20 protein-coding genes and 1 pseudogene are annotated in these 24,633 nt (G+C 72.4%); 8 read left to right on the top strand and 13 right to left on the bottom strand.

Annotation, left to right across the window (positions count from 1 at the left end):
- Positions 1–67 precede the first annotated feature (67 nt).
- Positions 68–907 carry a DeoR/GlpR family DNA-binding transcription regulator gene (locus tag ACIRU3_RS31075; protein ID WP_404063145.1) on the bottom strand — a complete coding sequence of 280 codons (840 nt, stop codon included), beginning with the start codon at positions 905–907 and terminating at the stop codon, positions 68–70.
- Between the two features lie 304 nt (positions 908–1,211).
- Here ACIRU3_RS31075 and ACIRU3_RS31070 point away from each other — a divergent pair, with 304 nt between their 5' ends.
- Positions 1,212–3,554, top strand: a complete 2,343-nt coding sequence (locus tag ACIRU3_RS31070) for a hypothetical protein (protein ID WP_404063142.1) — start codon at positions 1,212–1,214, stop codon at positions 3,552–3,554.
- Positions 3,555–3,580: 26 nt separating this feature from the next.
- On the opposite strand, the gene ACIRU3_RS31065 is transcribed toward ACIRU3_RS31070, so the two are convergent.
- The 4 genes from ACIRU3_RS31065 to ACIRU3_RS31050 form a co-directional block, all read right to left on the bottom strand.
- Positions 3,581–6,019 carry a right-handed parallel beta-helix repeat-containing protein gene (locus ACIRU3_RS31065; protein WP_404063139.1) on the bottom strand — a complete coding sequence of 813 codons (2,439 nt, stop codon included), beginning with the start codon at positions 6,017–6,019 and terminating at the stop codon, positions 3,581–3,583.
- 186 nt (positions 6,020–6,205) lie between these two features.
- Positions 6,206–6,811: a hypothetical protein gene (locus ACIRU3_RS31060; RefSeq protein ID WP_404063136.1), complete on the bottom strand. Its 606-nt coding sequence runs from the start codon at positions 6,809–6,811 to the stop codon at positions 6,206–6,208.
- Between the two features lie 232 nt (positions 6,812–7,043).
- Positions 7,044–7,868 (bottom strand): MOSC domain-containing protein, encoded by an 825-nt coding sequence (locus ACIRU3_RS31055; RefSeq protein ID WP_404063133.1) that lies wholly within the window; start codon positions 7,866–7,868, stop codon positions 7,044–7,046.
- A gap of 42 nt (positions 7,869–7,910) precedes the next feature.
- Positions 7,911–8,345 carry a DUF6643 family protein gene (locus ACIRU3_RS31050; RefSeq protein ID WP_404063130.1) on the bottom strand — a complete coding sequence of 145 codons (435 nt, stop codon included), beginning with the start codon at positions 8,343–8,345 and terminating at the stop codon, positions 7,911–7,913.
- Between the two features lie 295 nt (positions 8,346–8,640).
- Between ACIRU3_RS31050 and ACIRU3_RS31045 the strand changes: the two genes are divergently transcribed.
- Positions 8,641–9,936, top strand: coding sequence for a TerD family protein (locus ACIRU3_RS31045; protein WP_404063326.1), 1,296 nt, complete (start codon positions 8,641–8,643; stop codon positions 9,934–9,936).
- A gap of 5 nt (positions 9,937–9,941) precedes the next feature.
- Here ACIRU3_RS31045 and ACIRU3_RS31040 read toward each other — a convergent pair whose 3' ends face one another.
- Positions 9,942–11,117 (bottom strand): glycosyltransferase, encoded by a 1,176-nt coding sequence (locus ACIRU3_RS31040; protein ID WP_404063128.1) that lies wholly within the window; start codon positions 11,115–11,117, stop codon positions 9,942–9,944.
- A gap of 57 nt (positions 11,118–11,174) precedes the next feature.
- Between ACIRU3_RS31040 and ACIRU3_RS31035 the strand changes: the two genes are divergently transcribed.
- Positions 11,175–11,969 (top strand): glutamate racemase, encoded by a 795-nt coding sequence (locus tag ACIRU3_RS31035; RefSeq protein ID WP_404063125.1) that lies wholly within the window; start codon positions 11,175–11,177, stop codon positions 11,967–11,969.
- 93 nt (positions 11,970–12,062) lie between these two features.
- Positions 12,063–12,608 (top strand): hypothetical protein, encoded by a 546-nt coding sequence (locus ACIRU3_RS31030; protein WP_404063122.1) that lies wholly within the window; start codon positions 12,063–12,065, stop codon positions 12,606–12,608.
- Between the two features lie 117 nt (positions 12,609–12,725).
- Here the strand turns inward: ACIRU3_RS31030 and ACIRU3_RS31025 are convergent, their stop codons facing one another.
- Complete coding sequence (locus tag ACIRU3_RS31025; RefSeq protein WP_404063120.1) at positions 12,726–13,691, bottom strand: O-antigen ligase family protein; 966 nt, start codon at positions 13,689–13,691, stop codon at positions 12,726–12,728.
- Between the two features lie 300 nt (positions 13,692–13,991).
- Between ACIRU3_RS31025 and lnt the strand changes: the two genes are divergently transcribed.
- Genes lnt through ACIRU3_RS31010 form a run of 3 tightly spaced genes read left to right on the top strand, consistent with a single transcriptional unit; the run spans position 13,992 to position 17,000 of the window.
- A complete protein-coding gene (gene lnt, locus ACIRU3_RS31020; protein ID WP_404063117.1) occupies positions 13,992–15,638 on the top strand; it encodes an apolipoprotein N-acyltransferase in 1,647 nt (548 codons plus the stop codon).
- 27 nt (positions 15,639–15,665) lie between these two features.
- Positions 15,666–16,145: an NUDIX hydrolase gene (locus tag ACIRU3_RS31015; RefSeq protein WP_404063115.1), complete on the top strand. Its 480-nt coding sequence runs from the start codon at positions 15,666–15,668 to the stop codon at positions 16,143–16,145.
- A gap of 54 nt (positions 16,146–16,199) precedes the next feature.
- Positions 16,200–17,000 carry a 3-hydroxybutyrate dehydrogenase gene (locus ACIRU3_RS31010; RefSeq protein ID WP_404063112.1) on the top strand — a complete coding sequence of 267 codons (801 nt, stop codon included), beginning with the start codon at positions 16,200–16,202 and terminating at the stop codon, positions 16,998–17,000.
- A gap of 124 nt (positions 17,001–17,124) precedes the next feature.
- Here ACIRU3_RS31010 and ACIRU3_RS31005 read toward each other — a convergent pair.
- Positions 17,125–17,589: pseudogene (locus tag ACIRU3_RS31005) on the bottom strand (zinc ribbon domain-containing protein); the annotation flags it as partial.
- Between the two features lie 203 nt (positions 17,590–17,792).
- Between ACIRU3_RS31005 and ACIRU3_RS31000 the strand changes: the two are divergent.
- Positions 17,793–19,742 (top strand): helix-turn-helix domain-containing protein, encoded by a 1,950-nt coding sequence (locus tag ACIRU3_RS31000; protein ID WP_404063109.1) that lies wholly within the window; start codon positions 17,793–17,795, stop codon positions 19,740–19,742.
- 47 nt (positions 19,743–19,789) lie between these two features.
- Here the strand turns inward: ACIRU3_RS31000 and ACIRU3_RS30995 are convergent, their stop codons facing one another.
- The 5 genes from ACIRU3_RS30995 to ACIRU3_RS30975 form a co-directional block, all read right to left on the bottom strand.
- Positions 19,790–21,172, bottom strand: coding sequence for an MFS transporter (locus ACIRU3_RS30995; protein ID WP_404063107.1), 1,383 nt, complete (start codon positions 21,170–21,172; stop codon positions 19,790–19,792).
- A 294-nt stretch (positions 21,173–21,466) separates the two neighbouring features.
- Complete coding sequence (locus ACIRU3_RS30990) at positions 21,467–21,928, bottom strand: hypothetical protein (protein ID WP_404063105.1); 462 nt, start codon at positions 21,926–21,928, stop codon at positions 21,467–21,469.
- Positions 21,925–22,122, bottom strand: coding sequence for a hypothetical protein (locus ACIRU3_RS30985; protein ID WP_404063103.1), 198 nt, complete (start codon positions 22,120–22,122; stop codon positions 21,925–21,927). Before ACIRU3_RS30985 ends, ACIRU3_RS30990 begins: the two co-directional genes overlap by 4 nt.
- An 82-nt stretch (positions 22,123–22,204) precedes the next feature.
- Positions 22,205–23,749, bottom strand: coding sequence for a hypothetical protein (locus tag ACIRU3_RS30980; RefSeq protein ID WP_404063100.1), 1,545 nt, complete (start codon positions 23,747–23,749; stop codon positions 22,205–22,207).
- A gap of 56 nt (positions 23,750–23,805) precedes the next feature.
- A complete protein-coding gene (locus ACIRU3_RS30975; RefSeq protein WP_404063098.1) occupies positions 23,806–24,534 on the bottom strand; it encodes a Crp/Fnr family transcriptional regulator in 729 nt (242 codons plus the stop codon).
- Positions 24,535–24,633 lie beyond the last annotated feature (99 nt).

Here is a 24,633-nt window from a genome sequence, read left to right as displayed (position 1 = left end):
GACGAACCTCCTCATGAAGCCCCTTGGGAATGCAGGACGCTGCACCGGCAGACTAGCTGACGCTTCGTCAGATGTCCCCGTCGTCCTCCAGGTCTTCCGGTTCGCCCGCCACCACCAGCCGCCGCAGATGCTCCGAGATCTCCGTCCGCGCCTCCGTGGGCAGGCCCGCGTCCGTGACCAGCGTGTCCACCTGGTCCAGTGCGGCGAACGAACTGAGGCCCACCGTGCCCCACTTGGTGTGGTCGGCGACCACCACGACCCGGCGCGCCGACTGCACGAGGCGCCGGTTGGTCTCGGCCTCCGCGAGGTTCGGTGTGGACAGGCCCGCCTCGACCGATATCCCGTGCACGCCGAGGAAGAGCAGGTCGAAGTGGAGGGCGGCGATGGCCTGATCGGCCACCGGGCCCACCAGCGAGTCGGACGGGGTGCGCACCCCGCCGGTCAGCACCACCGTGGCCGCGCCCGGCCGCTGCCCCGAGGTGCGCTGCGCCGCGTGGAAGACATCGGCCACCCGCACCGAGTTCGTGACCACAGTCAGGTCGGACACCTCCAGCAGGTGCTGCGCGAGTGCGTAGGTCGTCGTACCGCCGGACAGGGCGATCGCCGTACCCGGAGTGACCAGCCGCGCGGCGGCACGCGCGATGTCCTCCTTGGCGGTCAGCTCCAGACCCGACTTGGCCTCGAAGCCCGGCTCGTGCGTGCTCGCCTCGACCACCGGGACCGCGCCGCCGTGCACCTTCTCCAGCACGCCCTGGCGGGCCAGCGCGTCGAGATCGCGGCGCACGGTCATGTCGGACACCCCGAGCTTGCGGGTCAGTTCGTTGACGCGAACACCGCCCCGGCGCCGGACCTCGTCCACGATCAGGGCGCGACGCTGCTCCGCGAGGAGGTTCTGATTCTCACTCACGTACGCTCCGGTCCTTTCGCCGCAATCCGTCCGACACGCCCGCCGCACCCGCTCCGACCTGGACGTTCCACCCGTGGTCGGTGTGCGGCCGTCCCATCTTTTCACGGGACGGCACCGGTTGCGCCACCACCTGTCACGACGCGCGCATGCCATTTTGGGCACATCCGGCATCACCTCTCGCGCCCGTCGTCACACGGATCGGGGAGATTCCGTGACGAGAGGTGTACGCCGCCCCGGAAAGGGAGAGCCTGTTGCGCGCACGGACACAGGCCTTGAGGCGCGTCACGGGGGAAGTGCGAGAACAGTGGAACGTGCACACGAACGCATCGCCGCGCGGGCGGCGGACGAACCCGCCGCGCAGGTCACACGGGCGGAGCCCGAGCTGGAACTCCTGGTGCACGGTGTCGGCGGCACCACCCCGGAGAAGATGCTCGGCGACCCGCGAACCGTCCGGATCACCGGCGACGACACGGCCGCCGTCTTCCGGCGGGCCGATCATGCCGAGGACGCTGCGGCCGGACCGGGGCAGGGGCCCGGGAACGAGCCGGTGCAGGAGGCGTACGTCTGGTGCAACCTCACCTCCGGCGACGCCAGCCGCGCGTTATGGCTCTTCCTGCTGCCCTTCATGGTGGTCAACCTCGCCCACTGGATGCGCCCCGCCGCCCGCGGCCGCACCCGCACCGTCCGCCTCTACGGCCTCCTCGTGCGGCTGGCCGCCCTCACCCTCACGGTGCTGCTGGTGTCCGCGGCCTGCGAGGTCGCCCTCGACCTGGTGGCCTGGCAGTGCGCGGGCGTCGCCGCCTGCGCCGACCGCCACTCCTGGCTGGGCTTCCTCTCACCCGCCGCCTCCGGTGACGCCTGGTGGAGCCTGCCCGGACGCCGGCTCGCCCTCGCCGCCCTGGTCCCGACCGCGCTCACCGCCCTGCTCTGGTACCTCTCGCACCGCACCTGGAGCGCGTACGAGTCCCACCGGCCGATGTCCCGGGACCCCGAGCCGGAGACCGACGACCGTGCCCTGGCCCGGCCCGGCTTCTGGTACGGCCGGCGCCTGGTCGCCCGGCTGCGCGCGGCCCACACCGCGGCGGGCCTGCTCACCGTCGCCGCGGCCGTCGTCACCCCCGCGGCCCGCTACGACCGCCGCCCCGGCGGCCCCGCGGCCCTGGACGCCCTCGGCTGGCTCCTGGCCGCGGCCCTGCTCGGATGCGCGGCCGCCGTGGTGGGCGTGGTCTGCCGCCGGGGCCGCAGCGAGAACAGCCTCGACCAGAAACTCGACCGCCACCTCGTACACCGCCTGCCGCTCGGTGCCCTCGGCCTGCTGCTGCTCACCCAGCTGTACGCCGGCTGGTCCCGGCCCGGCTGGCGCTCCGCCGGGCGGCTGCCGGGGGACGCGACCTTCGGCGCCCTCATGCTGGCCCAGGGGGCGCTCGTCGTCGTCCTCGCCGTCGTCGCCCACGACCTGTACCGCAGGCACCCGGACCCGCGCGCCGGCATGCGCGGGCTCGGCGGTCCGGCGGTCGCGCTGCTCGCCTGCGCGCTGGGCGGTGTGATGTCCGGCGGGGTCGCACAACGTGTCGCGGACTGGCTGGACGGCACCCGGGCCCTGCTCGACGGACCGCCGGTGCTGCTGACCTGGCAGGCCTCCGCGATCCCGCCCCTCGTCACGGTGCTGCTCGCCGTAGCCGCCCACCTGGCCCGGCGCACCGCGCGCCTCACCCGCACCGAACGCGCACACGTACGCCACGAGCACCCCGGCGAGCCCGAGGACCCCTCCCGTACCCACAGCATCGCCCAGGCGCGGGCCATGGCCACCCTCACCGACCGAACACCTCTGGTCGTCGCCGTGCTCTCCGCCACCACCCTGCTGCTGGGCTCCGCCGCGCTGGCCGGCGCCCTCGCCACCGGTCAGCCGCCCGAGGGAGCGGCCCGGCGGACGTACGACCTCGTCCAGGCCGTGGCCGAGACCTCGCAGGCGCTCGGCTCCTGGCTGGTCGGAGTCGGCTTCCTGCTGTTCGTCACCTGGGGCCGGCGCGCCTACAAGGACGCCTCCGCCCGGCGCACCATCGGCATCCTGTGGGACGTCGGCACCTTCTGGCCGCGCGCCGCCCACCCCTTCGCCCCGCCCTGCTACGCCGAGCGCGCGGTGCCGGACCTGACCTGGCGGATGGCGACCTGGACCCGCGGCACCGGCGGCCGGCTGGTCCTCTCCGGCCACTCCCAGGGCAGCGTCCTGGCCGCGGCCGCGGCCTGGCAGCTGACCCCGTCCGTACGCAAACGGGTCGCCCTGCTCACCTACGGCTCCCCGCTTGAACGCCTGTACGGCCGCTGGTTCCCGGCACACTTCGGCCCCCCGGCCCTGGCCGCCCTGCACGGCGACGTCGCCTGCTGGCGCAACCTGCACCGCCGCACCGACCCCATCGGCGGCCCCGTCCGCCTTCCCGGAGACTGCGGCCCGGAAGTCGACCATGAGCCTCTTCGCGACCCGCTCGCCTACGGCCGCACCCCCCAGCACCCCCTGCCGGCCCCGATCCTCGGCCACTCCGACTACCAGGCGGACCCGGCCTTCGCACAGGAGAGAGCCCGTCTGCTGGCCCGGCTGCACCCGGACCTCCCGGTGCAGCGCCCGGAACCGGGGGCGCCGATGGCGTGATCCCGCGCGCGCCGGGAGCCGGGTCCTCAGGTCAGTTCCGGCAGGTCCTCCGCGTACAGCAGGGTCAGGTCGTCGGTGCTCGGGTCCTCCAGCTGGGCGACGCGGCTCGCATGCCGTTCCACCATCGCCTCGAAGGTCTGACGCGCCGTACGGCCGTTTCCGAACGCGGGCCCCTTCGGGATCGCCGTGAAGTACTTCAGCAGCGCCTCCGCGGCGCCCGCCGCCAGCCGGTACTCGTGCTCGTCGGCCTGCTGCTCCACGATCCTGAGCAGCTCCTCGGGGCCGTAGTCGCTGAAGGTGATGGTCCGGGAGAAGCGGGACGCCACACCGGGGTTGACGGAAAGGAAGCGCTCCATCTCCGCGGTGTAGCCGGCGACGATCACCACCACCGCGTCACGGTGGTCCTCCATCAGCTTCACCAGTGTGTCGATGGCCTCCTTGCCGAAGTCCCGTCCGGCGTCCTCCGGGGACAGGGCGTAGGCCTCGTCGATGAACAGCACACCGCCGCGCGCCCGGTCGAACGCCTCCTGGGTGCGGATCGCGGTGGAACCGATGTGCTCGCCGACCAGGTCGACCCTGGACACCTCGACCAGGTGGCCCTGCTCCAGCACCCCGAGGGAGGCGAGGATCTCGCCGTACAGCCGGGCCACCGTCGTCTTGCCGGTGCCGGGGGAGCCGGTGAAGACCAGGTGCCGTTTGACCGAGGCCGCCTTCAGGCCCGCCTGCTGGCGGCGCCGGCCCACCTCGATCATGTCGGTCAGCGCCCGCACCTCGCGCTTGACGCTCTCCAGGCCCACCAGTGCGTCCAGCTCACCGAGCACGGCCTTCGACGTCCGGGACGGCTTCTCCGGCTCGGCCGCGGTGATGAGCGGCTCCTGTTCCGTGGTGCGCTGTCCGGGAATCGCACCGAGCAGCCCGGGGGAGGAGGACCCGGTCTGTGCGACCGTCTCGCGGACCGCCGGCGGCCGGAGGCTGCCGCTCTCGTCGCTGGTGCAGTCCTCCACGACGGGGCCCGTCCCGGCCCCCGCGTCCGGGCTCGCATCGGCGAACTCGTAACCGCCGCGCGCACACCGCTCCGTACGGCACTTCCTCAGCGTCGTGCGGCAGCCGTCGATGACATGGAAGCCGTAGCCGCCGCTGCCACTGACCCGGCAGTTCAGGAAGGTGCCCCGGCCGCCGGCGGACACGTAGAAACCGGCTTCGGCGGGAGAGTCGACCGTGCAGCGCTCGATGGTCGGGTCGGCGCCCTTGGTGACGATCACACCGGTCTGGGTGCCGTCCACGGTGCAGTTGCTGAGCGTCCCGCCGCTGCCGTGGTCGCGGAACCAGGCGCCGGTGGCCGCCTCCCGGATGCGGCAGTCGTCGAGCTGTGCGGTGGCGCCGTCGCTCACCGAGACGGCCGTGTTGCGCACCTGGGTCAGGTCGCTGTCCACGACGTCCGCGCGCGAGCCGCGGTCCAGTACGAACAGCGCGTCGGGCACGTCGTGCACCCGGCAGGAGTCGAGGACCACGGTGGCGCCGTCGCTCACCCACACCGCCGGGTAGTCGCCCGTGCTGTCGAAGATCTCGCACTGGTTGGCGTCCACCCGGGTGCCCGGGTCCCACACCGACAGGCCGTTGCGGCCGAACTGACGGACCGTGGTCCGGGTCAGGGTGAGCACCGAGCGGGAGCGCAGGTCGACCGCGTTCTCCGGGATGTCGTGGATCCGGCAGTCGGCGAGCGTGAGCACCGCGTCCGTGTCGAGCGTGACTCCGTCGGCCGTGGTGCGGTGCACATCGCAGTCGGTCAGGTGCGCCGTGGCCCGCTGGGTGACCTGCACCCCGGAGCCCCGGACCTCGTACACCTCGCAACCGACGGCCTCCAGCGCGGAGTTCTCGCCGGTCGCGGTGAGTCCGGTGCCGGAGACATGGTGCACCCGGCACCGCTCCAGGCGTGGGTGGCCGCCACCGCGGACCGCCACGCCCGCCTGCCCGGCCGCGATGACCTCGCACTCCTCGAACACCCCGCCGCCACCGTCGAGCACGGCGATGCCGATGCCGGCCGGGTTGTCGACGGTGCAGCGCCGTACGGTCGGGCGCGCCCCGCCCCGCACCTCGATGCCCGCGGCGGACCGCGTGACGATCCGCACGTCCGTCAGCTCGGGCGTGCCCTCCTCCACCAACAGGGCGGGCGCCGCCGCGTCCTGACCTTCCACATGCAGGTCCTGCACCGCGGCGGAGGCCCGCAGGGTCAGCGGCACACCGTCCACGGGCGCGATCCGCACCGAGCCCGGTGAGCCCTCCGGGCCGCGCAGTGTCACCGCCCGCTGGACGACGAGGTTCTCCCGGTAGGTGCCGGGGGCGATGGTGAGGACGTCACCGTCGGCGGCGGCCTCCAGGGCGGCGGCGAGCGAAGCGTACTCACCCGTGCGGCGCCGCCACCGCGATGTACCGGTGTGCGTCACCTGGACCGTGCCCTGTGCCATGGCGCTGCTGTGCCCCCACCTCGTCGTACTGATAGCTCGTTCGCCTTCGGGGCGCTCCAGCCGGTCGCGGGATCGTGACCGGCACGCCCCTGCGGTTCACTCGCGTGCGGGTTGATGCCGAATGCGAGTCGGCCGCTCCACCGTAGCGTGCGCGCGGGTGGTGGGTTGACCAGAGCCGGAAGGCCGTCAGCTGCCGGTGCCTGCCTTGCCCCAGTCCGGGCCCGCCCGGTCCCAGGCCTGGTCCCAACGCGTGTACCGGCGGCGGACCATGCGCCAGACGATCAGGCGCCTGCCCGTCTCGCCCAGGCCCGCGGTCAGCAGGGCCGCGCCGAAGCCGGCGAGCACGGCGTGCGTCGTCGCCGTGGGGGAGTCCAGCGGGCGGGTCGATATTCGGCCGTGCGGATCCGTCCAGAGCCTGAAGTGGTCGCCGTGGCGCGGCGACTTGAGGTTCGCCAGCGCCGGACCGTGCTGCCGGGTGCCGTCCGGGGCCGTCCACTCGGCGAGGACGCGGCTGCGGGCGTCGTGTGCGGCGCTGGTGTCGGGGTCGGTCTCCAGCGGGGCGCCGCCCAGCACGCGGACCACGGTGGCCGTGACGAGGTGACGGCTGTGCGCCTGCTCCCGCACGGAGCGCTGCAGGGAGTCCTGGGCCGCCGCCCCGACCAGGGAGCCGATCACGGGCGCGGCCACGGTGACCAGCACCACCGTCACGAGGGCCACCCAAGCCTCGGCCAGATCGGTCGTACGGCGCAGCGGATTGCGCCGCCAGCGCCACAGACCGCTGATTGCACGCACGTCCCCCACCCCCTTCCGCTCCGTCATAGCCCCCGGCGGAGTCGCTCACCCCGGGACAGGGCCAAGAGAGAGCGACATCACTCCTGGCCGTGACCCCTCACACTTTTCTCACGACGTCCCAACGACCGGGCGCCGCCACCGGGTTCCCCGGCCGCCGGGCCGATTCCCGGGCCGCCCGCGTGCCTTGAACCCGGCACGGCGTACCGGCCGGCGGACCGTGCCGGTCGGCGGGTCACTCCAGCAACCGCACCGGGTCCCCGACCCGGATCGTGCCGGCTGAGAGGGGCACGAGGTTCTGGCCGAAGAGCAGCTGCCCGCCGACCCTGCGGTGCCGCGCAAGGGTACGCAGGGGTTCACGGCCGCGTACGGCGGTGCCCTGGTCGGTCGTGGTGACCACGCAGCGTCCGCAGGCCCTGGCGACCCGGAAGACGACCTCGCCGATGGAGAGCCGCGACCAGGTGTCCTCGGCCCAGGCCTCGGTGCCCGCGACGACCACGTTCGGCCGGAAACGGTTCATGGGCAGTGGGCCCTCGGCGGCGCGATCGCCCTGGGCGATGAGGGAGTTCAGGGCGTCGAGCGAGGCGATGGTGGTGACCAGCAGGGGGTAGCCGTCGGCGAAGCTCACCGTCTCGCCCGGCAGCGCGTAATCGGGGTCCACGGGACGGCGGGTGGCCGGGTCGTCCATGTGCACCAGGCGTGTCTCGGCACCCAGATACGTGGAGCACCAGTCATGAGCGGCGTCGCAGGCCGCGACTGCCTCCACCTTCGTCCCGAAGACGTGTGCCGGGACCGTGGCCACCGGCTCCGGGACCGGGACGGTCAGTGGCTCCAGTCCGGGCGCGGACAGCCGAATGCCGCCACCGGCCATGGGCTCGGCGGCGGCCAGCGCGAGCCGCGGCTGCTCGCGCTGCGTGACGACCTTTCCCCCGTCGTCGATCAGTGCCCAGCGTCGGTCCCCGGCCAGGCCCCAGGGCTCCACCCCGGCTTCCCGGGGCGCTACACCCCGGAACGCCTTGACCGGATGGATGTGGATCGACTGCAGTTCCGCGTTCCCCATGACGCCATCGTGCCAGGTGGCACCGACAGCCGGGGGCGCCGGTCAGTAGCCGCGGTACTGCTGGTTGTTGTACGGGTCCTGGTAGGGAGCCGGCGCAGGACGCGGCGCGGCGGGGCGCATGGCCTCGTACCCCGTGCCGGCCCCCATCGGACGCTGCTGCGGGGCCTGCTGGCCGGGATAGCCGCGCGGGGCGCTCGCCTGCTGCGGGATGTACGCCGTGGGCGCCTGCTGCAGTGGGGCGGGCTGCTGGGCATGCGGATAGCCGTAGGCGGGGGCATGCGGGGAGGGTCCCGCCGGGAGGGCGGGCAGTGCCGACGGCAGCGCGGGCAGGCTGCTGCCCATGTCGTACGCGGCGGGGACCCGGATCGGGGCGATCTGCGGGGTGCCCCGCTCGGCCACGAGCGAGTCGTAGATCGGGGTGTCCGGGAAGGAGGCGGAGTAGTAGCCGCCGCCATAGGTGGAGCGGGGGGAGGTCATGGCACATAAGTTAAGCCCACGATGTGCTGGTTGGGGAGACCGATAAGAGGGTTGTTTTCTGTGCCGGCAGTGACTCGGGATCCCCAATCCGAGCGAACTTGGCAAAAATGGACGCGGTTCAACGTTCGGATCCTGTAAAGGGCAAGGTCCTGGCAGGTTACCGGCGGTTGACCGGGGATCTTTCTGTGCTGCTCGTGGGAGTTCGCTGCCCCCGGGAATAGGTTGGGCGGGTAGGGATGATCCCGGAGCCCGGGCACGTCCGGGACGCCGACACACGATGGGGGCGGACATGACAATGCCGAAAGGATCGAATGCGCCGGTGCCGACCACGGCCCTGCGCGTCGAATTGGGCTGGCGTTCCGGACCCGGCGTGCCCGACGCGGACGCCTCGGCGCTGCTGCTCGCAGCCGGGAAGGTCCGCTCGGACGGGGACTTCGTCTTCTACAACCAGCCCGCGCACCCCTCGGGCGCGGTCCGTCACGAGGGCAAGCGGACCGCCGGTGAGCGGGTCACCGACACCCTCCTGGTGGACCTCGCGCGCGTGGAGAGCGGGATCGAGCGGATCGTCCTCGCGGCCTCCGCCGACGGCGGGTCGTTCGGACAGGTCCCGGACCTCTACATCGAGGTGACCGACACCGCCGGCGGCGGTGGTCCGGTAGCCCGCTTCGACAGCCCCGGCGCGACCGTGGAAACCGCCTTCGTGCTCGGTGAGTTCTACCGCCGCCAGGGCAGCTGGAAGTTCCGCGCCGTCGGCCAGGGCTACAGCAGCGGACTCGAAGGTCTGGCGACGGACTTCGGTATCACCGTCGACGAACCGCAGCACGCCGCACCGCCGCTCACGCCCGCCGCACCGGCTGCCACGCCCGCCGCGCCGCCGGTCCCGCCTCCGGTGACCATGCCGCCGCCGACCACCGCTCCCGTTCCCCTGCCGCCGCCCCCGGCTGCCTCCGCGGCCGCACCGGTCCGCCTCTCCAAGGTCACCCTCACCAAGGCGGCTCCCTCCGTCTCCCTGGCCAAGCAGGGCGGAACCTCCGGAGCCATGCGGGTCAACCTCAACTGGCAGGTGCGCAAGCAGTTCCCCGGCTGGGGCGGCCGATGGGGCGCCGGCCAGGGCGACCTCGACCTCGACCTGTGTGCCCTGTACGAACTCGCCGACGGCCGCAAGGGCGTCGTCCAGGCACTCGGCAACGCCTTCGGGTCCCTGAACCGACCGCCGTACATCCATCTGGACGGCGACGACCGTACGGGCGCCGTGGCGAGCGGTGAGAACCTCACCGTCAACCTCGACCACAAACAGGACTTCCGGCGCATCCTGGTCTTCGTCACCATCTACGAAGGCGCCGGCTCCTTCGCCGACCTGCATGCCACGGTCACCCTCCAGCCCCAGCACGGCGCCCCGATCGACTTCTCACTGGACGAGTGCACGATCCCCTCCACGGTGTGCGCGCTCGCCCTGATCACCAACACGGGCAGTGACCTCGTCGTCCAGCGCGAGGCGCGGTACCTGGTCCCGGAGCGCGGTGTGAGCCCGCAGCGGACCATAGACCGTGCCTACGGGTGGGGCATGAACTGGACGCCCGGACGCAAGTAGCCGGGTCAGCCCTCGTCGGGCACGGCGTCGGGACGCGCGTACGTGCGGCCTTTCCAGGCCGCCCCGCGCCCCCGGTAGTGCTGCACGGCGGAGTCCACCGTCATGAGGAGGTAGAGGAACGCGGTGAAGGGCAGCAGCGGAGCGAGCCACGGCGGCTGCCCGTAGTAACGGAGCATCGGCAGGTACGTCCCGGTCATCACCGCCCACGCCGCCGCACCGGCGAGGGTCGTCGCCGTACTGCCCGTGACCGCGCCCGCCACCACGGCCGCGGGCGGCACCAGGTACACCAGGGCGAGCCCGGCCACGGTGCCGGTCAGCAGCAGCGGGTTGTGCCGCAGCTGGGCGTACGCGCTGCGCGAGACCATCCGCCACAGGTCGTGCAGCCGCGGATAGGGACGCACGCTGTCCACCCGGTCGGCCAGCCCCAGCCAGATGTGACCGCCGGTGCCCTTCACCGCGCGCGCGAGGGCGACGTCGTCGATGACGGCGTGCCGGATGCCGTCCGGGATCCGTGCCCGCTCGGCCGCGTCCGCGCGCAGCAGGACACAGCCGCCCGCCGCTGCCGCGGTCCGCGACCCCTGCCGGCCGATCCGGCGGAAGGGATACAGCTGCGCGAAGAAGTAGACGAACGCCGGGACCACGAGCCGCTCCCACAGGCTCTCCACCCTCAGCCGCGCCATCTGCGACACCACGTCGAAGCCCCCGCTGCCGGCCGCCGCCACCAGCTCACGCAGGCTGTCCGGCGCGTGTGCGATGTCGGCGTCCGTCAGGAGCAGATATTCGGGGGCACGCGCGCGGGCGAGACCGATACCGTGCCGCACCGCCCACAGCTTGCCCGTCCAGCCCGCGGGCGGTTCGCCGGGGGAGTCCACCGTGAGCGGCAGCCCGCCGTGCCGCCGCGACAGCTCGCGGGCCAGCTCTCCGGTGCCGTCCGTGCTGCCGTCGTCCACGAGGAAGATCTCCGCCCGCCCCGGATAGTCCTGCGCGAGCAGCGGCGGCAGGCTCGCGGACAGCACCGCGGCCTCGTCACGAGCGGGGACCACCACGCAGACCGACGGCCACGCGGCAGGTTCCCGGCGCGGGGGAAGCCGGACGTCCGTGCGCCAGAAGAAGCCCTGGCACAGCAGCAGCCAGCACCAGGCGGCGAGGGATACGACGGTGGTCCACACGATCGCGCTCACGGGCGCAGTCTGCCCCACCGGACCGGCCCGCAAGGTCGCATCGTCTATCGTGGCCGGGTGAAGATCGCGCTCATGGACTCCGGAATCGGCCTCCTGGCGGCCACCGCCGCGGTACGGCACCTGCGGCCCGACGCGGATCTCGTCCTTTCCCTGGACCCCGACGGTATGCCCTGGGGGCCGCGCACGACCGAGGACCTCACCCGCCGTGCCCTGGCCGTCGCCGAGGCCGCCGCGGCCCGCCGGCCCGACGTGCTGATCGTCGGCTGCAACACGGCCACCGTGCACGCGCTGCCCGCCCTGCGCGCCCTCCTGGAACCGGGCATCCCGGTGATCGGTACGGTCCCGGCGATCAAGCCGGCCGCCGCCGGTGGCGGCCCCGTCGCCATCTGGGCGACGCCCGCCACCACCGGCAGCCCCTACCAGCGCGGTCTCATCGACAACTTCGCCGGCGGCGTCCGGGTCACCGAGGTGCCCTGCTGGGGACTCGCCGAGGCCGTGGAACACGCGGACGAGGCGGCCATCGACGCGGCGGTCGCCGCCGCGGCCGCGCTGACCCCGGAAGACGTAACGACCGTCGTCCTGGGCTGCACCCATTACGAGCTGGTGGCGGAACGTATCCGCGCCGCCGTCCAGCGGCCCGGTGAAGCGCCGCTCGTGCTGCACGGCTCCGCCGGAGCCGTGGCCGCCCAGGCTCTGCGCCGCCTCGGCGAGCAGCCCGCCACCGAGGCCCCGGCCGAGGGCGCGCTGACGGTATTGCTGAGCGGACGCGAAGGTGCGCTGCCGCCCGCCGCGCTGCACTACGCCGAAGGACGGCTGCTGCCGGCCACCGAGCCGCTCGCCGACAGTCGCTGACCCGGAGCGCCTGCCGCCTCCGCTGTGCCACCTGGAGCAGTTACGCTCCGCGAGCCGGTACCCGCGCAGCGAAACCTGAGTAATCTCATAGGCATGAGGGAGCACCGCGACGCCGAGGACACCTCGCACCCCGACGTCTGGACCGGGCGTGCCACCAACCGGGTGCAGTGGCTGCTGGCGCTGGTCGGCGCCGCCTGCATGGCGCTCGGTATCGAGCTGGCCGTGGACTCGGCCTGGACCTCCGGCGTCGCCCCGCTGGTGATGTCCGTCGTGGGCTGCATCGCCGCCGGCCTGCTGGTCCTCTTCGGCACGCTCGCCTTCGTGCATGTCGACCTCAAGCTCGACAAGGAGTGCGTCGAGGTGCGCTGCGGTCACATCGGCGTGCCGCGCCGCCGCATCCCGCTCTCAGAGGTCGCGGGCGCCGACTTCACCGCGCATGTCACCCCGCGTCACTGGGGCGGCTGGGGCTACCGCTGGCGCCCCGAGAAAGGCACCGCGGTCGTCGTCCGCCGCGGCGAGGGCATCGTGCTGCGCCTCTGGGACGGCCACACCTTCACGATCACCGTGGACAACGCGGAGTCGGCGGTGCAGGCCATCAGGGCACGGCTGCGGACGATCACACCGGGCACCATGCTCTGAGACGGGCGAACCGGCAGATTCTTCCGGGACGGCAGCCTGTTCCAAGTCGGCCGCTGTTCTTGCGCTGTGCCGCGCGCCCCGGTCCCGGCCGGCGCCGGAACCCCGCGTCGCCATGTCCTACGGCTCGGTGCTGTCGCCGGTCCACGGTCGTGCCGTCGCCCATCCCGCCAGGAGTCCCGCCCCTGCTGTCACCGTGGTGAAGCTGAGCGCGTTGCCGACGGCGGCGATGGTGGCAAGTGCGGTCAGGGCGGCGCCTGCCGTGAGGGCGATCGGCGTGGAGCGCGGCGTGCGCCACAGGGCGTGCAGGGCCCAGCCGAACGCGGCCGCCAACAGGAGCACGCCGACCAGGCCCTGCTCGGCCGCCTGCTGGAGCGGGGCCGAGTGCGGTCTGTCGTCGGACAGCACGGCCGGGGACGAGGTGCCGCTCAGCTCGCCGAAGCGGCCGGGGCCGACGCCGACGCCCGCCTCCCGGCGGGCCAGCCGCAGCGCGTCCTGCCACAGCTGGACCCGGTGCGGTGTCAACCGGCTCTCCAGCGCCTCGGCCGGACCGCCGGGCAGCACGCCCGCCGCAATCGCCCAGATCGTGCCCGCCACCAGGGCGGCCCCGAGGGCCAGGCCGACGATGCCGGTGCCCCGGTGGGGCATCGAGTCCGCGGCGAGCGAGCACAGCAGTACGGCGGCGCTCGCCGCGCAGCCGGTGGCCGAGCCCATGGCGGCCCCGGTCAGCGCGATCCCGGCGGCCAGCAGCCGCAGCCCGAGGCGCAGCGCGACCGAGCGCGTGGCCCAGGCGGCGCAGCACGCCGCGCCGGTGGCCAGCGCCAGCAGGGCGGCGGTGGCCCCGGCGTGCCCGAGCGGAGCGGTGTACCGCGGGCCGGTCGAGAGATCGGGCATGACCACGGCCAGTACGAGCCCGGTCGCCGCTCCGGCGCAGGGCGCGGCCACCGGAAGCAGCGACCCGGAGATCCGGCCCGCGGCATAGCCGGCGACCACGGCGAGCACCGCGAGCAGCACGCCCTCCGGCCGCCCGTCATGGGCCGCCGCCGTGATCAGTGACCATGCGGCGCATGCTCCGAGCAGGGCCATGCCCGCCCCGTCAGAAACGTTTCGTCTGGTGCTGTAAGAGTCCGCACCGGCCGCGGACCTCGTCCCCGTCGACCCCACCCGTCGCCCCTCGTACCCCGGTCCCCCGACCTGTGGCAGGCCCCGGCCGCACGCACCGGGGTGTCCGGCCGCACCGCTGAGGCTGGGCACACCGTAACGGGTGAATGCCGATTTGGGGACGAGTTGCGCAGGAGCGCCGTGATTCCGGTGCCACGCAGGTGGGGCGACCACCCAGACAGCCCGTGCTGTCGGCATCAAGGTCAACCGCCGTACACTCCCCGGGTGACCGTCACCGCAACTTCCGTGGGCCAGTCCGGCCAGCTCCAGCCGTCCCCCGCGCCGACCGCGCGCCGCCGGCTGCTGCGTCTGGTCCCGGCCGCCGCCTCCGCGCTCTGTGGAGTGCTGCTCTACGTCAGCTTCCCGCCGCGCACCGTGTGGTGGCTGGCCCTGCCCGCCTTCGCCGGCTTCGCCTGGCTGATGCGCGGCCGCAGCTGGAAGGCGGCCTTCGGTCTCGGCTACCTCTTCGGGCTCGGTTTCCTGCTCCCGCTGCTGGTGTGGACCGGCGTGGAGGTCGGTCCCGGCCCCTGGCTCGCGCTCGTCGCCATCGAGGCGGTGTTCGTCGCCCTCGCCGGCGTCGGTGTCGCCGCGGTGGCCAAACTGCCGGCCTGGCCGGTGTGGGCGGCCGCCGTCTGGATCGCCGGAGAAGCGGCACGCGCGCGTATGCCGTTCCGCGGCTTCCCCTGGGGCAAGATCGCGTTCGGACAGGCGGACGGCGTCTTCCTGCCGCTCGCCGCCGTGGGGGGCACTCCGGTGCTCGGCTTCGCGGTCGTCCTGTGCGGGTTCGGCCTGTACGAGGTGGGGCGCCTGATCGCCGACGGGCGCCGCACCCGGACCCTCCGGCGCGGGGCCGCGGCCGCCGCGTTGCTGAGCGTGGCCGTCCCGGTGGCGGGAGCGGTGGCCGCCAGGCCCCTCGTCAGCGACAAGGCGGAGGACGGCACCGCGACCGTCGCGGTCATCCAGGGCAATGTGCCCCGTTCGGGGCTGGAGTTCAGCGCCCAGCGGCGGGCCGTCCTCGACTACCACGCGCGGGAGACCCTCAAGCTCGCCGCCGACATCAAGGCGGGCAAGGCCGCCAAGCCCGACTACGTGCTGTGGCCGGAGAACTCCTCCGACATCGACCCCTTCACCAACCCCGACGCGGCCGCCGTCATCAACGGCGCCGCCAAGGCGCTCGGGGTGCCCATCTCGGTCGGCGGAGTCGTCGAGAAGGACGGCCGGCTGCTCAACGAGCAGATCCTGTGGGACCCGGTCAAGGGACCGACCCAGATCTACGACAAGCGGCAGGTCCAGCCGTTCGGCGAGTACCTCCCGCTGCGCGGGCTCGTCGGTGCCATCAACAAGGACTGGACCAGCATGGTCCGCCAGGACTTCAGCAGGGGCAGCAAGCCGGGCGTGTTCGACTTCGACGGCGCCAAGGTCGGCCTCGCCACCTGCTACGAGGCCGCCTTCGACTGGGCCGTGCGGGACACCGTCACACACGGCGCGGAGATGATCTCCGTGCCGAGCAACAACGCCACCTTCGACCGCAGCGAGATGACCTACCAGCAGCTCGCCATGTCCCGCATCCGGGCCGTCGAGCACAGCCGGACCGTGACCGTCCCGGTGACCAGCGGCGTCAGCGCGATCATCATGCCCGACGGGAAGATCACCAAGAAGACCGGCATGTTCGTGCCCGCCTACCTCGTCCAGAAGGTCCCGCTGCGCACATCCGAGACGCCCGCGACCCGGCTCGGCATCCTGCCGGAGATGGCCTTGCTGCTGGTCGCCGCGGGCGGGCTCGGCTGGGCGATCGGTTCCGGGGTACGGGCGCGGCGCACGGGCGACGCCCAGCCGCACGCCCGGCGACGCCCGAGCAATCCGCAGGACTGATGGAACCGGCCCGTTAGGGTCGGTTCCATGGCTACTCCTGACTTCATCCGCACCATCAGGGCCTCCGCGGGCCATCAACTGCTGTGGCTCCCCGGGGTCAGTGCCGTTGTCTTCGACGACCACGGCAGAGTCCTGCTGGGGCAGCGCGCGGACAACCACAAGTGGACGGTGGTCTCCGGTATCCCGGATCCCGGTGAGCAGCCGGCCGACGCCGCCGTGCGTGAGGTCCAGGAAGAGACCGCCGTACGGTGCGTGGCCGAGCGGGTCGTCATGGTGAAGGCCGGGGACCGGGTGACGTTCGACAACGGCGACATCTGCCAGTTCATGGACATCACCTTCCGCTGCCGGGCCATCGGCGGCGAGGCGCGCGTCAACGACGACGAGTCGCTGGACGTCGGCTGGTTCGACGTGGACGGACTGCCGACGATGGACGAACGCCAGGTGTTCCGGATCAAGCAGGCCCTGTCCGATGAACCCACATGGTTCCAGCCCACGAGTCTTGAATGAAGTATGGGGCGTGACCACATGTGGCTGGGAGGAGGCGCTGCTTAGGGTCGATGCATGACCCAGTCCAGCGGCCTGCCCGGCCCCCATGCCCCCTCGCTCGACCTCGGCGGCCGTACCGCCCTCGTCACCGGCGCCGCCGGCGGCATCGGCGGCGCCTGTGCGCTGCGGCTGGCGGCCGCTGGAGCCAAGGTGAGAGCCGTCGACCGGGACGCTGCGGGCCTGGACGCGCTGGCCGAGCGGGCCCGGGACCTGGCGGGCACGGTCGAACCGCAGGTCCTGGACCTCACCGACCTGGACGCCGCCGAACACACCGCGGCCGGCACCGACGTCCTGGTCAACAATGCCGGGCTGCAGCTGGTGCGCCCGATCGAGGAGTTTCCGCCCGACGTCTTCCACACGGTACTGACCGTGATGCTGGAGGCGCCGTTCCGGCTCATCAGAGGCGCCCTCCCCCATATGTACGCGCAGGGCTGGGGCCGGATCGTCAATGTGTCCTCCGTCCATGGACTGCGCGCCTCGGCCTACAAGTCCGCCTATGTGGCCGCCAAACACGGTCTCGAAGGCCTGTCCAAGACCGCCGCCCTGGAGGGCGCACCCCATGGCGTCACCTCGAACTGTGTGAACCCTGCCTATGTGCGCACCCCACTGGTCGAGCAGCAGATCGCCGATCAGGCTCAGGCGCACGGCATCCCCGAGGAGCGCGTGCTGTCCGAGGTGCTGCTGAAGGACAGCGCCGTACGCCGGCTCATCGAACCCGAGGAGGTCGCCGAGGCCGTGGCCTACCTGTGCAGCCCGCAGGCATCCTTCGTCACCGGCACCTCACTGGTGCTCGACGGCGGATGGACGGCCCACTGAGCGGGCCGGCGGCGTCGGGCCCCGGAGTTTTCCAGGCCTGACGGGCCGGGCGGCGGGCGGCGGCGGCCGATACGGAATCCTTTGACTCCTCCCCCTCGTGAATGGAACGAGAGGGATTCCTGGCTCACTCAGCCTGACCCCCAGCAGGGGAAAGGCTTACAAGATCGGCACCAGCCGGGTCGAGACCAGCCCGGACGAGCATCACGCGGGCGGAGTTCTTGTCTCGTGGCGAGACGGCTCCGCAAGCAGTGCACATACAGGTTCTCGCGGAGAGGGGGAGCGCGTGCTTGGCTCTCGCTCCCCAGTGCGCGCAGTCCATCGCGGTGTGCGCGGGGTGAACACGGTGCACGGTGCGCCCATGCTTGCGGGCCATGTCGAGCAGCGCCGTCCTGGTCATGCCGATCGCGGCAGCGGCGGCCTTACGGGCCATGGCGGACTTCGAGAGGAACTTCGGCCGGAAGTCCCCTACCGCGATGCGGCCGAAGTCCCGAACCACACGCTTGGGCCACGTGCGGCCGGTGTCCTGACGCTGCCGGGCGATCTTCATCGATCCCTTCGCCGCCTTGCGGGCCTTGCGGTATCCGGCCGATACGTCTGCCGGGCGAGCCCGGCCACGTCAGTGGCTATCGCAGATGCCGTCATGGTCAGCAAACTGACAACCCGCACTGACAACGGAGGAAGCACGGGCCACAGCAGATGCGCGGCGGACTCCGCCGCTACGTGGTGGCCGCCCTGGGGGCCTGTTCCTCCCGGGGCCGAAGCCCGGGCACTCCTCAGAGAAATCCGGTGACCATGTCTCGCGATTCCGTCCAAGCCGGGCGCCCCGTCATCGGGCATTCCGCCGGCACGCCCTCCGGCAGCGCGGAGGCGGCGTACCTCGACCTGCTGGCCCGTGGTGCCTCCGTGGAGGCGTACGAGGAGCCAGTGCTGCTCGCCCGCGCCCAGGGAGCGCCGGCCGACCGGATCGCCGCGCTGGAGCGCGCCAAGCTCCTCGCCCTGCGGGTGCGCTCGGAGCTGGAAGGGCGCCGACGGCGCGAGGCGGAACTGTCGGCGCTCTTCGAGACCGCCCACGACCTGGCCGGCCTCAGGGATGTCGACGCCGTCCTCCAGGCCATCGTGCAGCGCGCCCGCTCCCTGCTCGGCACGGACATCGCCTACCTCAGCCTGAACGACCCGGCGCGCGGCGACACCTACATGCGCGTGACGGAGGGCTCGGTCTCCGCCCGTTTCCAGCAGCTGCGCCTCGGGATGGGCGAGGGGCTCGGCGGACTGGTCGCCCAGACCGCACGGCCGTACGTCACCGACGACTACTTCAAGGACGGCCGCTTCCAGCACACCCTCACCATCGACGCCGGTGTCCGCGACGAGGGCCTGGTCGCCATCCTCGGCGTCCCGCTGATGCTCGGCCCGCACGTCATCGGCGTCCTCTTCGCCGCCGACCGGCGGGCCCGTGTCTTCGAACGCGAGCAGATCGCCCTGCTCGGCTCCTTCGCCGCGCTCGCCGCGGCCGCCATCGACACCGCCAACATGCTCACCGAGACACGCTCGGCCCTGGCTGGACTGGAGCGGGCCAACGAGATCATCCGGGACCGCAGCGGCGTCATCGAGCGCGCCTCCGACGTGCACGACCGGCTCGCCGAACTCGTCCTGCGCGGCGGCGGAGTCCACGACGTGGCCGCGGCCGTCTCCCAAGTCCTCGCCGGAACCGTCGAGTTCACCGAAGCCCGTACGGCGCCGGCCGGGGCGCTGGAGGCGTCCCGCGCCGAGGGACACGCGGTACGGCACGGAAGCCACTGGATCGCCGCGGTGGCCGCCGGCGGCGAACTCCTCGGCGCGCTGGTACTGCGCGGCCACCCCGACCTGGACCCGGTCGACCAGCGCACCCTGGAACGCGCGGCCATGGTCACCTCGCTCCTTCTGCTGGCCCGCCGCTCCGCCGCCGAGGCCGAACAGCGCGTACGGGGCGAGCTGCTTGACGACCTCCTGGACGCCCGCGACCGGGACCCGCGCCTGCTGCGCGAGCGCGCCGCCCGCCTGCGTGCCGACCTGGACGCCACCCACGTCGTCCTCGCGGCCCGGCTGGACGGCCCGGCGGCCGACGCCGACGAGGAAGCCGCCGCCCGACGCCGCCTGTGGTCCGCCGCCTCCCACCTCGCCGCCACCCGGCAGGGCCTGGCCGCCGCCCGCGACGGCGGCACGGTCCTGCTGCTCCCGCTCGCCACCGGCGACACCACCACGGACCTGGCCCGCCGCACCGCCCGCGATCTCGGCACCGCCGTCCACCAGCCCGTCACCGTGGGCGCCTCCGCCCCCGTCACCGACCTCGCCGCCCACCCCGACAGCGTGGCCGCCGCCTACACCGAGGGCCGGCGCTGCCTGGACGCGCTGCGTCTGCTGGGCCGAGACGGAGACGGCGCGGCGGCCGAGGACTTCGGCTTCCTCGGCCTGCTCCTCGCGGGCGAACGGGACATCGGCGCCTTCGTCGACCGCACCATCGGCCCGGTCGTGGCCTACGACGAGCGCCGCGGCACCGAACTGCTGCGCACCCTGGACGCGTACTTCGCCTGTGGGATGAGCCCGGCCCGTACCCGGGAAGAACTCCATGTGCACGTGAACACGGTCGCCCAACGGCTGGAGCGCGTGGGCCGCCTCCTGGGCGATGACTGGCAGACCCCGGCCCGCACCCTGGAGATCCAACTCGCCCTGCGCCTGCACCGGTTGGCGGCACCCGGACGGCACTGACCGGCCCCGTGCGAGGGCCGGTCCTGGACGGGACGACGTCGCGCCGTTCAGACGGTGCGCGCCTCGGCCGCCCGGCCGGCGGCGGTGCGCTCGTCGTCCCCGGCCTCCACGTCGGCCAGATCCCGGTGCCGTGTCTCCCGGGCCACGCCCACGGCGATCAGTGTCAGCACGGCCGCCGCGATCACGTACAGGGCGATCGGCGTGGAACTGTCGTAGTCCGCGAGCAGCGCGGTGGCGATGAGCGGGGCGGGCGCACCGGCCGCCACCGAGGCGAACTGGGCACCGATGGAGGCGCCGGAGTAGCGCATCCGGGTCGCGAACATCTCGGCGAAGAAGGCTGCCTGGGGCGCGTACATGGCACCGTGCAGCACCAGCCCGACGGTCACGGCGAGAACCAGGTACCCGAACGAACCGGTGTCGACGAGGGAGAAGAACGGGAACATCCACAGACCGATGCCGGCCGCGCCGAACAGGTACACGGGCCGACGTCCGACCCGGTCGGAGAGCGCGCCCCAAGCCGGGATCACGGCGAAGTGCACTGCGGAGCCGATGAGGACCGCGTTGAGCGCGGTCTGCTTCGAGACACCGGCGGACGTGGTGGCGTAGACGAGGATGAACGCGGTGATGACGTAGTAGCTGACGTTCTCCGCCATACGGGCACCCATGGCGACGAGCACGTCCCGCCAGTGATGCCGCAGCACGGAGACGAGCGGCAGCTTCTCCGCCTCGTCGGCCCGCCGGGACTTGGACTCGGCCCGCTCCAACGCCTCCTTGAATACGGGCGATTCATCGACAGAGAGACGAATCCACAGACCGACCATCACCAGCACACCGGAGAGCAGGAACGGAATCCGCCACCCCCAGGTGCCGAAGGCGTCGTCCGAGAGCACGGCGGTGAGCAGCGACAGCACACCGGTGGCCAGCAACTGCCCCGCCGGCGCCCCCGTCTGCGGCCACGCGGCCCAGAAACCACGCCGCCGGGCGTCCCCGTGCTCGGACACCAGCAGCACGGCGCCGCCCCACTCGCCACCCAGCGCGAACCCCTGCACCAGCCGCAGCATGGTCAGCAGCATGGGCGCGGCGGCGCCGACAGTCGCGTGCGTCGGCAGCAGCCCGATGGCGAAGGTCGCTCCGCCCATCAGCAACAGGCTCAGCACCAGCAGCTTCTTGCGCCCAAGCCGGTCACCGTAGTGCCCGAACACGAGCGCCCCCAGCGGACGCGCGGCGAACCCGACGGCGTACGTCAGAAACGACAGCAGCGTCCCGACGAGCGGATCGGAGTCCGGAAAGAACAACTTGTTGAACACCAGCGCGGCAGCGGAGCCGTACAGAAAGAAGTCGTACCACTCGATGGTGGTGCCGATGAGGCTGGCGGCGACGATGCGGGGGAGGCTGGACGGGGCTGGTGGAGCGGTCGCTGGGGAGGACATCGGCACCACTTCCTGGCGTTCGACGGGGACGTTTGCGTGTCGCCGCACCGTAGGAACGTGCAGGTCAGAGGCGTATGTGTTGGGACACCATAGTTCTGGGTGCCGGAGTGCGCGCTCACACCATGGAGGCGGGTCTGATGCAGGTTCGGGTGACAGGTTCGGTCACGCGGCCTGGAGGTCCGGTGTGGTCATGACGGTCTCGAATTCGACGGGTGTGAGCCGACCGGGTGCGGCTTGTCTGCGGCGCCGGTGGTAGGTCCTCTCGATCCAGAACACGATCGCGATCCGCAGTTCTTAGTAGCCCACGATCCTGTTGCTGAAGACATCCTTGATCGCGCAGAGGTACAGCTTGCCCTGGCCGGTGGCGTGTTCGGTGATGTCGGCGGGCCACAGCCGGTTCGGGCCGGTCGCGGTGAAGTTGCGGCTCACGAGATCGTCGTGGCCCGGCGGGCCGGCCTTCTTGCCCCGGCCACGCCTCTTCCCGAAGACACTCCACCAGCGATTGTCCCGGCAGATCCGCCACGCGGTGCGCTCGGCCATGCCGGCCCCGGCACCACGCGCTTCATCGGCCAGGAACCGGTAGCCGAACTCCGGGTCGTCGCGGTGGGCGTCGAACAGCGCGTTCGCGCGATATGCCTCCTCCAGCACGGCGTCGGCAACCGGCTTGCCCAGCCAGCGGTAGTAGGGCTGTCTGGCGAGCTTGAGCACCCGACACGTCACCGTGACCGGCACCCCGTCCACGGCCGGCTCTTTCACGAGCGGGTAGATCCTTTTCCCGGCAGATGCGCCTGCGACAGATAGGCCGCGGCCCGGCGCAGGACTTCGTCCTCCTGTTCCAGCAGCTTGATCCGCCGACGTGCTTCCCGCAGTTCCGCGCTCTCCTGGCTGGTCACCCCGGGCTTGGCCCCGTTGTCGACATCCGCCCGGCGCATCCATTTCCACAACGTCATCGGGTGGACCCTTTCCACCCGCCCTACAGGGCAAGCCAGTTCAGATGTTCCGTTGTCGGCGCGCCGGCGGACCGGTGAGGGCTCACACGGCGCCGACGCGTCCACGGCCCGTCGGCCTCACCTGGATCCATGCCACCCCGGTGTAGCCCTTGGTTTCGACGTGTATCTCGGCCCGCTCGAAGCCGTTCCCCGACAGTCCTTCGTAACCGATGGCCACAAGATCCTTGTAGAGCGTGTCGGAGAAGGCGACCGCCAGATGGGAGGAGGGGTTGTCGGCGAGCCTGCGGCGGACGGGACCGGAGTCGAGGACGCGGAAGAGGGCTACCACCGTCGACCCCGCGTAGCCGCTGTCCGCCTCGTGCACGATGCCCTGGTGCAGGCTGGCCCGCATGCGGACCTCGCGGGCGACGGCGGGGCCCCGGTCCGGCTCCGTGCCAGGAGGCAGGTGGGCGGCGGCTGCGGCATTGGCGGTTGCCAGACCCGCGGCGAGTCCGTCCAGCAGCTTGGGGACGACCCTGACCTCGTCGATGCCGGGCTCCAGCACGAGCAGATAGCCGTCTCCCTGAGCCTGGCGGCCACAGCGCTGCCAGTCGACGCCTGCCCTTGCGCAGGCGGCCCGCAGGGTCCGCAGCAGGACACGCTGCAGCCGGACCATGTCGGCGTTGTCGCGGGCGCTGTACTTCTCGATGTCGACGGCGAGGCAGAGCCGCCGCAGCCCCGGGGGCAGTTCCTCGCCGTCGGCGGAAGCGCCGTCGCCATCGCTGTGGATCTCCCTGCCGGTCTCGCCGTCGCCGTCCGGCATGGCGCCGTCCTCGTATCCTGCGAGCGCCCATGACCCGGGGAGTGCCCCGTGGGGCGCGAGCGGTGCGGCGGCCGGCCAGGCGTCGGCGAGCCTCAGGCGGAACCGTGTGTCCTGCGGACTCGCCGCCTCTCTGCGCACGAAGGCCCCGCCCAGCACCGATTGCACAGTCACCGTGGTCAGGCTCAGCCGGCCGGACACTTCCTCCGCCGTCGCCGGTACGCGGACGACGGCCTGGACCCAGCGGCCGTCTGGGCGCAGAGCGCCGCCCCGACCCGGGGCACGGAAGGTCCAGCGGAGCCGGTCCTGGCCGAGCCCGAACGCGACGATCTCCGTTCCGTCGGCAGCGGTCGTGCCGGGCGCCGGCTGCAGGGCCAGGGCGTGTGTCCCGTCGTCGAACCGCACACCCAGGGTTACCTGCTGATATCCGCGGCCGCCCGGCAGTTCCTCCAGGTCGAAGGGGAAGCACAGAAGCATGTCGCGGTGCACTTCAGCCTCGCCCCCGCCCCCACCGCCGGCCCCGGGCAGGACGTAGCCGAGGGGTCGCCCCAGGGAGGCACTGGCGACGCGGTCGTGCACGGGGTGCCCTCCCCCCTTGGCCACCACGCTGTCGAAGGCGATCAGGTCCGTGGTCGCCAGTACGTCGTCGTGGTCGCCGTGCGCTGTGTCCCGGTGTCCTGCGTCCGGGTGCGCCACGTCCCGTTGCCCTGCCTCACGGTGCCCTGTGTCCTGGTGCCCCGAGTCGTGCCGGTCTCCTCGATCGTGCTGCTTCTCCGAGTCCTGCTCGCGGTCCCCCATGTCCCGTTCCCCCTCGATGTCCTGTGCCATGGCCGGCCGTTCCGTCCTGTCGCACGTCCCGGCCGCGGTGCCACTCAGTCGTCCACTCAGTCGTCCGGTTCCGTCAACCGTGCCGCCCGGCGCAGTCCGGCCGGGGAGACGACGGTGATGCGGCTGTAGCCGACCTGGATGATTTCCTGCTCGGCCAGCGCGCCCAGCACGTGGTGGACCCGTCGTTCCTTCGCCCCGACCAGTCCGGCGATCTCCGCCTGGGTGAGCCGCGGCCCGATCAGGAACCGGCCGCGCGACGGCTGCCCGTAGTCCTCGACCAGATCGACGAGCACCCTGGCGACCCGCGTCGCCACCGGGCAACCGCTGAAGTCGCCGCGGCGCCGCACCGACCACCGGTTCTTGCGCACGAGCATCCGGCTGACCGCCAGCGCGGCCACAGGACGACGGTCGAGGCAGCCGAGGAAGTCCCGCTGTCCGATGCGCCGGGCCGTCGCCCGGCCGGCGGCCGTGACCGTGGCCGAGCGTGGTCTGTTGTCGAAGGCCGCGAACTCTCCCACGAGGTCCCCGCCGATCCGTACGGCCAGCAGCGCTGTGTCCCCGTCCTCCGTGAGAGCGGTTACCTTGGTGACACCGCTGAGCAGCAACAGGACGAACGTCTCGTGCAACCCTTCGGTCAGCAGCGTCTCGCCGGGCTCGTACGACCGCAGGGTCCCCAGGGAGAGCAGGGTTTTGACGGACTCCGACGAGCCGGCCAGCTCTGCCAGAAAGGTGCCGTGCGGCCAGCGCTCGGCGGACTCCGTGCTTTGCGTGTACGTGCCCGGCATCACAGCACCTCTCCGGCTTCTCGGGCTTCTCCGGCACTTGTGACGTACGGCATCGTAGTCGCCGCGCAAGGACGAACGGCCGCTTTTCCGACGGAGGTT

The organism is Streptomyces sp. NPDC101151 (genome assembly GCF_044768335.1).
Classification (GTDB): domain Bacteria; phylum Actinomycetota; class Actinomycetes; order Streptomycetales; family Streptomycetaceae; genus Streptomyces.
This window is presented reverse-complemented; position numbering and strand designations above follow the sequence as displayed.

Excerpts from the sequence above, each read along its gene's own strand:
- ACIRU3_RS31065 (WP_404063139.1), bottom strand. The coding sequence starts at position 6,019 with ATGGCACAGGGCACGGTCCAGGTGACGCACACCGGTACATCGCGGTGG.
- ACIRU3_RS31055 (WP_404063133.1), bottom strand. The coding sequence starts at position 7,868 with ATGGGGAACGCGGAACTGCAGTCGATCCACATCCATCCGGTCAAGGCG.
- ACIRU3_RS31050 (WP_404063130.1), bottom strand. The coding sequence starts at position 8,345 with ATGACCTCCCCCCGCTCCACCTATGGCGGCGGCTACTACTCCGCCTCC.
- ACIRU3_RS31045 (WP_404063326.1), top strand. The coding sequence starts at position 8,641 with ATGCCGAAAGGATCGAATGCGCCGGTGCCGACCACGGCCCTGCGCGTC.
- ACIRU3_RS31030 (WP_404063122.1), top strand. The coding sequence starts at position 12,063 with ATGAGGGAGCACCGCGACGCCGAGGACACCTCGCACCCCGACGTCTGG.
- ACIRU3_RS31025 (WP_404063120.1), bottom strand. The coding sequence starts at position 13,691 with ATGGCCCTGCTCGGAGCATGCGCCGCATGGTCACTGATCACGGCGGCG.
- ACIRU3_RS31015 (WP_404063115.1), top strand. The coding sequence starts at position 15,666 with ATGGCTACTCCTGACTTCATCCGCACCATCAGGGCCTCCGCGGGCCAT.
- ACIRU3_RS31010 (WP_404063112.1), top strand. The coding sequence starts at position 16,200 with ATGACCCAGTCCAGCGGCCTGCCCGGCCCCCATGCCCCCTCGCTCGAC.
- ACIRU3_RS31000 (WP_404063109.1), top strand. The coding sequence starts at position 17,793 with ATGTCTCGCGATTCCGTCCAAGCCGGGCGCCCCGTCATCGGGCATTCC.
- ACIRU3_RS30995 (WP_404063107.1), bottom strand. The coding sequence starts at position 21,172 with ATGTCCTCCCCAGCGACCGCTCCACCAGCCCCGTCCAGCCTCCCCCGC.
- ACIRU3_RS30985 (WP_404063103.1), bottom strand. The coding sequence starts at position 22,122 with ATGACGTTGTGGAAATGGATGCGCCGGGCGGATGTCGACAACGGGGCC.
- ACIRU3_RS30980 (WP_404063100.1), bottom strand. The coding sequence starts at position 23,749 with ATGGCACAGGACATCGAGGGGGAACGGGACATGGGGGACCGCGAGCAG.
- ACIRU3_RS30975 (WP_404063098.1), bottom strand. The coding sequence starts at position 24,534 with ATGCCGGGCACGTACACGCAAAGCACGGAGTCCGCCGAGCGCTGGCCG.